Origin of the sequence: Streptomyces sp. NPDC007162, assembly GCF_040634175.1 — a bacterium.
Taxonomy (GTDB): domain Bacteria; phylum Actinomycetota; class Actinomycetes; order Streptomycetales; family Streptomycetaceae; genus Streptomyces.
On sequence record NZ_JBEYFC010000544.1, the window covers coordinates 1 to 5,756 of the forward strand.

The window sequence follows — 5,756 nt, forward strand, 5'->3', positions numbered from 1 at the left end:
TGGACGGCGCGCGGGCCGTCATGCTCGACACCGTCTACCGGGACTTCGGGACCGGGTACGTGCCGCGGTGGCACGGCGACATCGTCGATCCCGCCGCGGCCTACCTCGCCGCTCCCCGGCACGCGCTGCTCGTGGCGGTCGACGGGGGCGGGCGGGTGGTCGGGACCGGGGCGCTCGACTCGCGGGGCCCCGCCCACCCGCCGAACCCGCGGGAGTTGGCCGACCGGTACCCGTCGGGGGAGACCGCGCAGGTGCGGCGGCTGTATGTGCGTCCGGAGTTCCGTCGGCACGGAATCGCCCGTCGACTGGTCGGTGAACTGGTCGACTTCGCCGTCGCCGACGGCGGGTACCGGGCCGTGTACCTGCACACCGCCCCCGCCGTGCCCGGCGCCGAGGCGTTCTGGCGGTCGCTCGGGAAGGTCGTGCTCGACGAGCGGGCGATGCCGGTGGCCCAGGCCGCCACCCTGGCCGCGGACACCCGGCGCGAGACCGCCACCACCCGCACCACCTTCACCCCGGTGTGAGGGGGCGATCGCGCAGTTCGCCGCCCCCTGAAGGGGCGCGGCTGAACGGAGCGTCCCCGCCGCGCGTATCACCCCGGCGTGGGAGGATCGCTCACCATGAGTGCGTCACCGGCGGTACGGAGCCTGCGTGCCGCGGTGTTCGCCGCGGTGTGCGTACTCCTGGCCGCCGCCGGTCACGGCCTCGCCATGGGGGACATGCCGCCGCTCTGGGCCGACCTCGCGGCGTTCGGGGCGGTCTTCGCCGTCGGCCGCGCCCTCGCGGGACGGGAGCGCGGGCTGCCGGAGATCGGCGCCGGCATGCTCCTCACCCAGGGCGGCCTGCACGTCGGTTTCGACGCGGCGCACCGGATCGCCCCGGCGGGCACCGCCCGTATGGCCGGTATGCCCGTGACCATGCCGATGCACGGTCACGCCATGGCCGCCGGGACGGCGCAGCACGCGCACGTCCTGACCGCGCACGCCACCCTCGCCCACGTCCTCGCCGCGCTGGTCGCCTCCTGGTGGCTGCGGCGGGGCGAGGCCGCCCTGTGGTCGCTGCTGCGCCGCGCGGCCGCCCTCGTCCCCGGCCTCGCGGCCTGGTGGCACGACGCCCCGCTGCCGGCGCCGGTCGACAGCGGCCTGCCCGCTCCCACCCGTCCCGTCCGCCCCCGGCTGCTCACCCTGCGGCACGCGATGAGCCGGCGTGGGCCGCCGAGCGCGATCCCGTACGCGGTCTGACACCGCACCAGCCTCCCTTTCCCTTCCTTCGTACGGAGATCCACTCACTCATGTCCACAACCCGTGCCGCCCTGCGCCGTGCCGCCACCGTCACCGCACTCACGGCCGCCTCGGTCCTCGCCGCCGCCGGTGCCGCCTCCGCGCACGTCACCGTCCACCCCGAGAGCTACGCCAAGGGCGCCACCGACGGCGTCCTGACCTTCCGGGTGCCCAACGAGGAGGACACCGCCTCCACCACCGAGGTCCAGGTCGTCCTGCCCACCGACCATCCGGTGCTCGGCGTCCTCGTCACCCCGCAGGCCGGCTGGACCGCCAAGGTCACCACCACCAAGCTCAAGAACCCCGTCAAGACCGACGACGGCACCATCACCGAGGCCGCCTCCGAGATCACCTGGACCGGCGGCAAGATCGGCCCCGGCCAGTACCAGGACTTCGACGTCGCGTTCGGCCAACTGCCCGAGGACACCGACCAGCTGACCTTCAAGACCCTGCAGACCTACTCCGACGGCAAGGTCGTCCGCTGGATCGAGGTGCCCCAGAGCGGCGACGACGAGCCGGAGGACCCGGCGCCCACCCTCAAGCTGACGGCGGCCGCCGGGACCGCGGCCCCGGCGGCTCCCGCGTCGAAGAACGGCAGCGCCAAGGCGCCCACCGCGTCCGCCGACGCCAGTGACTCCACCGCCCGCGGCCTCGGCGTCGCGGGCCTGATCGTCGGCGCCCTGGGCCTGGCGGCGGCGGCGTTCACGTTCGTACGGACGCGCGGCGCACGGTCGTAACCCCTGGGCGACGAGAAGAGAAGGGGCCCGGACCATCCCCCGGTCCGGGCCCCTCCGTCCTGCTCCGCCGGCTACCGCATCGCCAGCTCCAGCAGCTCGCGCTCCAGAGCCGCCACCGTCGCGTCGGTCTCCTCGGCCTCGGCCGCCGTCTCGGCCGCCGTACCCCGCTCGTTGTGCCACAGCCACGCCACGTCCCGGCCGAAGGACCACACCAGGGAGCCCAGCGCCAGCAGCACCACGGCCAGGTTGCCCGCGTACGGCAGCAGGTCCGCGCCCGCCAGCAGCAGGCAGATACCCTGCATCGCGGCGACCGTCTTGCGGGCCATCGACGGCGGCAGCGGGGCGTTCAGCCAGGGGGCGAACCGCGCCGCCGCGACGAACACGTAGCGCATGGCGCCGATCAGCAGCACCCACGGACCGAGCTGCGTGGAGACGTACACGCTCAGCACCAGGATCAGGAACGCGTCGACCTCCATGTCGAAGCGGGCGCCCAGCGCGGTCGACGTGCCGGTGCGGCGGGCCACCTTGCCGTCGACGCCGTCGAGGATCAGGGCCACGGCGGTCAGGCCGACCAGGAGGGTGACCGGCGGGGAGCTCTCGAAGGAGTCGGCGACCAGGGCCGTCACCCCGCCGACGAGGATCGCGCGGCCGAGGGTGACCCGGTTGGCGGGGCCGAAGGAGCGCGGCCGGGTGCGGTGCAGGGCCCGGGAGAGCACCGCCCAGGTGGCTATCGCGAACGCGAGACCCACAAGCCAGCCGGCCGGCCCCATGCCGATCGCCGTCCCGAGCAGGGCCAGCAGCAGGATCTGCACGCCCGCTCCCACCGCGGTCTCCTGCTGGACCAGCCTGGCTTCGTAAGTGTTGTTCAGGGCCACCGCACGTCCTCCGGCCGAGTGACAGAGTCGATCAACGCCGCGTACTGTGCGCGGCCTGTGCACTTGTTCGCTGTGCACACCTCGGTACGTGAACAACTTCCCGATCGTTCAGGAGGATGCCGATGAACCGCTCGGCCCGCGCGTTCTGGCTCCGCTCCCCGGGCCACGGAGAGCTGCGTGACCTCACCCTCGCGGCGCCCTCCGAGGACGAGGTGCTGGTCCGCGCGCTGTACTCCGCAGTCAGCCGGGGCACCGAGACCCTGGTGTTCCGGGGCGGCGTCCCGGAGAGCCAACGCGCGGTGATGCGGGCGCCGTTCCAGGAGGGCGAGTTCCCGGGGCCGGTGAAGTACGGCTACCTCAGTGTCGGGATCGTGGAGGAGGGCCCCGATCCGCTGATCGGGCGTACGGTGTTCTGCCTGTACCCGCATCAGACGCGTTACGTCGTACCGGTGAGCGCGGTGACGGTGGTACCGGAGCACGTACCACCGGCGCGTGCGGTGCTCGCGGGCACGATCGAGACCGCCGTGAACGCCCTCTGGGACGCCGCGCCCCTGGTCGGCGACCGGATCGCGGTCATCGGCGGCGGCATGGTCGGCTGCTCGGTCGCCGCCCTGCTCGCCCGCTTCCCCGGCGTACGGCTCCAGCTGGTCGACGCCGATCCGGCCCGCGCCAGGACCGCGGAGGCGCTCGGTGTCGGCTTCGCGGCCCCCGAGGACGCCCTCGGCGACTGCGACCTGGTCGTGCACGCCAGCGCCACCGAACAGGGCCTGACCCGCGCCCTGGAACTCCTCGCCCCGGAGGGCACGGTCCTCGAACTGAGCTGGTACGGCGACCGGCGGGTCGCCCTGCCGCTCGGCGAGGCCTTCCACTCGCGCCGCCTCACCGTACGCAGCAGCCAGGTCGGCACCGTCTCCCCGCGCCGTGCCGGCCGCAGCTACGCCGACCGTCTCGCCCTCGCCCTGGACCTGCTGGCCGACCCGGCACTTGACGCCCTCATCACGGGCGAAAGCGCGTTCGAAGAGCTGCCCGAGGTGCTCCCGAGGCTCGCCTCCGGTGAGATCCCGGCCCTGTGCCACCGGGTCCGCTACGGCGACGCCGGCTGACGCGGTGTCCAATGCGGCCTGCCAAGAGGTCCTGACCTGAGAAAAGAGTGAGAGTGGACTGAACACGGGGAAGTCGAGAGCCGTATTAAGGGGTCCCCCGGCAGGGTTCAGCCGAGGAACCAGACGCGCCGCACCTGGAGGGTCGTCCGTTGTTCAGCATCACCGTCCGCGATCACATCATGATCGCTCACAGTTTCCACGGCGAGGTGTTCGGGCCCGCGCAGCGACTGCACGGTGCCACGTTCCTCGTGGACGCCACCTTCCGCCGTGAACAGCTGGACGACGACAACATCGTCGTCGACATCGGTCTCGCCACCCAGGAACTGGGCGCCGTGGTCAGCGAGCTGAACTACAGAAACCTCGACAACGAGCCGGACTTCGCCGGGATCAACACCTCCACGGAGTTCCTCGCCAAGGTCATCGCGGACCGGCTCGCCGAGCGCATCGAGAAGGGCGCCCTCGGCGAGGGCGCCAAGGGCCTCGCCGGACTGACCGTCACCCTCCACGAGTCACACGTCGCCTGGGCGAGTTACGAGCGTGCCCTGTGACCGACATGGCCATCGGCCGCCCGCCGGCCCTCACCTACGTGCCCGCGCAGCGCGCGGCCACCGCCGACCCCTCGGGCCAGAACGCCCCCGCGAACATCGGGATCCTCCCCATGTCCCTGCGCACCGTGCACTTCCTCATGCCGGGCGGTGTCGACGACCCGGCCCAGCCGAGCGGCGGCAACGCCTACGACCGGCGGGTCTGCCTGGACCTGCCCGGCTTCGGCTGGCAGGTCACCCGGCACGTGGTGGCCGGCTCCTGGCCGCGCCCCGAGCAGGCCGCCCGCGACGGCCTCGCCCGCACCCTGCGGGAACTCCCCGACGGCGCGGTCGTCCTGCTGGACGGCCTGGTCGCCTGCGGCGTCCCGGAGATCGTCGTCCCCGAGGCGCAGCGGCTGCGGCTCGCCGTCCTGGTGCACCTGCCGCTCGGCGACGAGACCGGCCTCGACCGGGCCGTGGCCGCCGACCTGGACGCCCGTGAGCGCGCGGTGCTGCGCGCCGTACCGGCGGTGATCGCGACCAGCGACTGGGCGGTACGACGGCTGGTCTCGCACCACGGGCTCGCCCCCGACCGCGTCCACGTCGCCGCCCCGGGCGCCGACATCGCCCCCCTCGCCGGCGGCACCGACGGCGTCTCGCACCTGGTGTGCGTCGCCGCCGTCACCCCCCGCAAGGGCCAGCACCGGCTGGTGGAGGCCCTCGCCGCGGTCCGGGACCTGCCGTGGACCTGCACCTGCGTCGGCGGCCTCAACCAGGACCCCGAGTACGTCGCCCACCTGCGGTCGCTCATCGCACGGCACGGGCTGACGGACCGGCTGCACCTGGCGGGCCCGCGCTCCGGCGCCGACCTGGACGCCAGTTACGCGGCCGCGGACCTGATGGTCCTCACCTCGTACGCGGAGACCTACGGCATGGCGGTCACCGAGGCCCTCGCCCGGGGCATCCCGGTGCTCGCCACCGACGTCGGCGGCCTGCCCGAGGCGGTCGGCCGCGCCCCCGACGGCGGGGTGCCCGGCATCCTGGTGCCGCCGGAGGACCCCGCCGCGCTCGCCGCCGAACTGCGCGGCTGGTTCGGCGAGGCGGACGTGCGCCGCCGCCTCAAGGCCGCCGCGCGCGGCCGGCGGGCGGCCCTCGACGGCTGGGCGACCACCGCCCGCAGCCTGGCCGGAGTCCTGCTGCGGCTCCCCGACGAACCCCGGAGGGCGGCATGACCACC

The 5,756-nt window shown here is 74.0% G+C and carries 7 protein-coding genes; 6 read left to right on the forward strand and 1 reads right to left on the reverse strand.

Features of this window, described 5'->3' with window-relative positions; genetic code table 11:
* The 3 genes from ABZ646_RS38610 to ABZ646_RS38620 form a co-directional block, all read left to right on the forward strand.
* The coding region (locus tag ABZ646_RS38610; protein WP_360529974.1) for a GNAT family N-acetyltransferase at window positions 1-524 on the forward strand (524 nt) is incomplete at its 5' end.
* A 96-nt stretch (window positions 525-620) separates the two neighbouring features.
* Window positions 621-1,241 carry a hypothetical protein gene (locus tag ABZ646_RS38615; protein ID WP_360529977.1) on the forward strand — a complete coding sequence of 207 codons (621 nt, stop codon included), beginning with the start codon at window positions 621-623 and terminating at the stop codon, window positions 1,239-1,241.
* A 50-nt stretch (window positions 1,242-1,291) separates the two neighbouring features.
* Complete coding sequence (locus ABZ646_RS38620) at window positions 1,292-2,017, forward strand: YcnI family protein (RefSeq protein WP_360529980.1); 726 nt, start codon at window positions 1,292-1,294, stop codon at window positions 2,015-2,017.
* 71 nt (window positions 2,018-2,088) lie between these two features.
* Here ABZ646_RS38620 and ABZ646_RS38625 read toward each other — a convergent pair whose 3' ends face one another.
* A complete protein-coding gene (locus ABZ646_RS38625) occupies window positions 2,089-2,892 on the reverse strand; it encodes a CDP-alcohol phosphatidyltransferase family protein (protein ID WP_360529983.1) in 804 nt (267 codons plus the stop codon).
* A 122-nt stretch (window positions 2,893-3,014) separates the two neighbouring features.
* Here ABZ646_RS38625 and ABZ646_RS38630 point away from each other — a divergent pair, with 122 nt between their 5' ends.
* The 3 genes from ABZ646_RS38630 (at window position 3,015) to ABZ646_RS38640 (ending at window position 5,751) form a co-directional block, all read left to right on the forward strand.
* Window positions 3,015-3,995, forward strand: a complete 981-nt coding sequence (locus ABZ646_RS38630) for a zinc-binding alcohol dehydrogenase (RefSeq protein WP_360529987.1) — start codon at window positions 3,015-3,017, stop codon at window positions 3,993-3,995.
* Between the two features lie 149 nt (window positions 3,996-4,144).
* Window positions 4,145-4,543, forward strand: a complete 399-nt coding sequence (locus ABZ646_RS38635) for a 6-carboxytetrahydropterin synthase (RefSeq protein ID WP_132887112.1) — start codon at window positions 4,145-4,147, stop codon at window positions 4,541-4,543.
* Window positions 4,540-5,751 (forward strand): glycosyltransferase family 4 protein, encoded by a 1,212-nt coding sequence (locus ABZ646_RS38640; RefSeq protein ID WP_360529991.1) that lies wholly within the window; start codon window positions 4,540-4,542, stop codon window positions 5,749-5,751. Before ABZ646_RS38635 ends, ABZ646_RS38640 begins: the two co-directional genes overlap by 4 nt.
* Window positions 5,752-5,756: the final 5 nt, after the last annotated feature.

Coding starts and splice junctions, on each gene's coding strand:
- ABZ646_RS38615 (WP_360529977.1), top strand. CDS start 621: ATGAGTGCGTCACCGGCGGTACGGAGCCTGCGTGCCGCGGTGTTCGCC.
- ABZ646_RS38620 (WP_360529980.1), top strand. CDS start 1,292: ATGTCCACAACCCGTGCCGCCCTGCGCCGTGCCGCCACCGTCACCGCA.
- ABZ646_RS38630 (WP_360529987.1), top strand. CDS start 3,015: ATGAACCGCTCGGCCCGCGCGTTCTGGCTCCGCTCCCCGGGCCACGGA.